This window comes from SAR324 cluster bacterium (assembly GCA_029245725.1).
Lineage (GTDB): Bacteria > SAR324 > SAR324 > SAR324 > NAC60-12 > JCVI-SCAAA005.
In genome coordinates this window covers 1-2,517 of sequence record JAQWOT010000087.1, presented here as the reverse complement: position 1 = coordinate 2,517, position 2,517 = coordinate 1, and the positions used below count along the sequence as shown (strand labels likewise).

Sequence of the window (2,517 nt, the reverse complement as noted above, 5' to 3'; positions counted from 1 at the left end):
TAAAACTTATTTTGAATAAACTGATATTATTTCGCAGGAACGACAAAGGAAAGACCTCTTTTGCTTTTGTGTTAAAAACTCAAGCAAATGCTTTTGGTAAGGTGTTCTAGAGTGCAAGTTCAAAGCCGGCTCTTCTCATAGAACCTGCTGTTTGTTTGAAAAATATTTTAGTGATCAATAAGCTGGGACAAACCTCAGACCAGTTGGAGTTGAGCGGACTTGGTAGAGTGCATCGCCAGACCCCAAAATGTCTCCAGATTCATTGAAACTGAATTTGCCAATGGCGTAGGGTAGGGCAGGTGATTCCATTGCTGGAGTACCCTTGCCCCCCTCCGAACCGTACATGCGCCTTTCAACGCATACGGCTCTCCACGTCTCTTAAGCGTTCTTTGCCATGTATCGGACGTCTGGAAGTTTACCTGCGTGTAGCAGGTCATGGCACTCTACGCATACTACGATTTTCTTACGATTCTTCGTAATCATCACTTTCTGCGAGAGCTCTTTTCCATCCTTGATGTCTGCCATTTTTTGGACATGTTGGACTTCGAAGTAACCTCCGATTGTTCAGCAGTATTCGTATTCCTCTGCTTTTAGTCTCTCGGTAATTTCTGAGTGGGCAAAGTTTGGTGCGATGTTGTAGATCACATCCACAATTTTATTAGTTTTCGTTATTCGATTTACATCTTTTGACTTGAACCATTCACTCTTGTGTTTACCAAATTTGTAGTGTTGGTAGGCCTTGGCAACACTGATCTTGTGCTTGCTTGCCAGAGTTTTCACTAGACTGTTTTGAGCAATGTATTATATTAGACCTAATCCTTCGCGGAAGTTTCCTGTGAGTTTGTAGTACTCCTTAAACCCTCGGACTTCCTGATTATATTGGGTGAAGATCTCGTAATCACCGTTGTTCAGAAGTTCTGTTCGATGCAGAGCTCCCAGTTCTTACGATTGGTCAAGTTGCCGTATCGCTTACGCTTTACGAACTCCCTGACTTTTGATTCTGGAACCAGTAGGCAGATATTCCTTCCTGTCCAGTCTCTCCTCATTATCTTCCTTCCCTCTCGCAAATGACTTTTGACCCTGTTGGCGTCAGCTTTCATTATGCGTGATTGTAGGTGATAACCTAGGAAGATTACTCCCTTGCTGTGATGGATGATCTTGGTTTTCTCCTCCAAACACTCTAGATGGGGTGTTCTTTGTAGAAAATCTTTCACTTCCTCCATGATGTCCTCTGCTTCTGCTTAGCTTCCAATAAAGCCCAGCAGAAAGTCGTCAGCATACCGTGTTTACTGTAATCTTCAAAAATCTTGATCTAGGGGATCAGATTGTCGTATTAATAGTTGTTCACTGGTTAGTATTTCCAGTTCTTTTAATAGCTTACTCCGAGTATATCCTGCGTATTTGAGGGGCATTTTGATTCCCTTTTCTGGTACTACTCCTAGGTTTTTATCTCTGAGCATGTCCAGATTATTTCGCAGTTTATGCTTTTCGTTAGCTATTCTTCTGTATTCAGTCGTTACCTTTCTATCCTTACCCTTATGGGTTCGTTGACAAAGATCTGCCATGAATACATCTAGTTCATGCAGGTATATGTTTGCGAGGATTGGGCTAACAACTCCTCCTTGTGGCGTGCCACTGTAGGTCTTGTTGAATTTCCAATCTTCTATATAGCCTGCCTTGAGCATCCATCCGATTAGCGCTGTGAAGCATTCATCGTTGATCTTCTTCTTCAACAATTTCACCAGAATCTGGTGGTCAATGTTGTCGAAGTAGCCCTTGATGTCGAAATCAATAAGCCACTTGGTTCCACCGAATCGGTGTGAGGTGTCGTGAAGTGCTTCATGACATCCCATCCCTTTCCTGAAACCAAATGAAAACTTGGAGAATACCGGTTCGTCGATCGCTTCCAGAATGATTCTGCAAGCCCCCTGAACCAGCCTGTCCATGAACATGGGTATGCCTAAAGGCCGTTTCTTCCCATTGCTCTTGGGAATGTATACCCTGCGTGTTGGCTTGGGACGATAAGTGCCGTTTCGCAGTCGGTTCATAATCTCTCGACTACGCTCCACGCTGTGTCTGTCAGCAGTTACCCCATCTACTCCTTTGGTGGTTGAACCATCATTGGTGCAGATGTTGGTGTGAGCCCGTTCCCAGATCTCCAGTTTGTTGACCAATAACTGATATAAGTTCTTGGCACGTTCACCGTTGATCGAACACTTGCTTATACCTTCTAATCTTTTCTTCAGGCTTTGGTTGGACACTTGTCCTCCTAATGTTGATTAGTTGGTATGTAAAGACGCTGTCTCACTTCTCCCTTCTCTCACTTGTCAATCTCACGATTAACCGCTTTCATCTTTGTTACCTTAGACTTATACGTTGTGGATAGGCCGGATTAAGTAACATTAAGTAACTTTTCACAGGCTGCTGATCCCATTACAGGTCAACCTTGGGTACTATTGAGACTCCGTGGCCATATTGGTACTGCATGAACTGAATCGCTTTCTACCAACTTAGGCA

Annotated in this window: 4 protein-coding genes; all 4 read right to left on the bottom strand. The window is 43.5% G+C overall.

Annotated features, from left to right (window positions below; translation table 11 throughout):
- Positions 1 to 174 precede the first annotated feature (174 nt).
- Positions 175 to 345 (bottom strand): hypothetical protein, encoded by a 171-nt coding sequence (locus tag P8O70_03765; GenBank protein MDG2195998.1) that lies wholly within the window; start codon positions 343 to 345, stop codon positions 175 to 177.
- A 219-nt stretch (positions 346 to 564) separates the two neighbouring features.
- Positions 565 to 780 carry a hypothetical protein gene (locus tag P8O70_03760; GenBank protein ID MDG2195997.1) on the bottom strand — a complete coding sequence of 72 codons (216 nt, stop codon included), beginning with the start codon at positions 778 to 780 and terminating at the stop codon, positions 565 to 567.
- Positions 781 to 908: 128 nt separating this feature from the next.
- Positions 909 to 1,223 carry a hypothetical protein gene (locus P8O70_03755; protein MDG2195996.1) on the bottom strand — a complete coding sequence of 105 codons (315 nt, stop codon included), beginning with the start codon at positions 1,221 to 1,223 and terminating at the stop codon, positions 909 to 911.
- A 75-nt stretch (positions 1,224 to 1,298) separates the two neighbouring features.
- Positions 1,299 to 2,261, bottom strand: coding sequence for a reverse transcriptase domain-containing protein (locus P8O70_03750; protein MDG2195995.1), 963 nt, complete (start codon positions 2,259 to 2,261; stop codon positions 1,299 to 1,301).
- Positions 2,262 to 2,517: the final 256 nt, after the last annotated feature.

Excerpts from the sequence above, each read along its gene's own strand:
- P8O70_03755 (MDG2195996.1), bottom strand. The coding sequence starts at position 1,223 with ATGGAGGAAGTGAAAGATTTTCTACAAAGAACACCCCATCTAGAGTGT.
- P8O70_03765 (MDG2195998.1), bottom strand. The coding sequence starts at position 345 with ATGTACGGTTCGGAGGGGGGCAAGGGTACTCCAGCAATGGAATCACCT.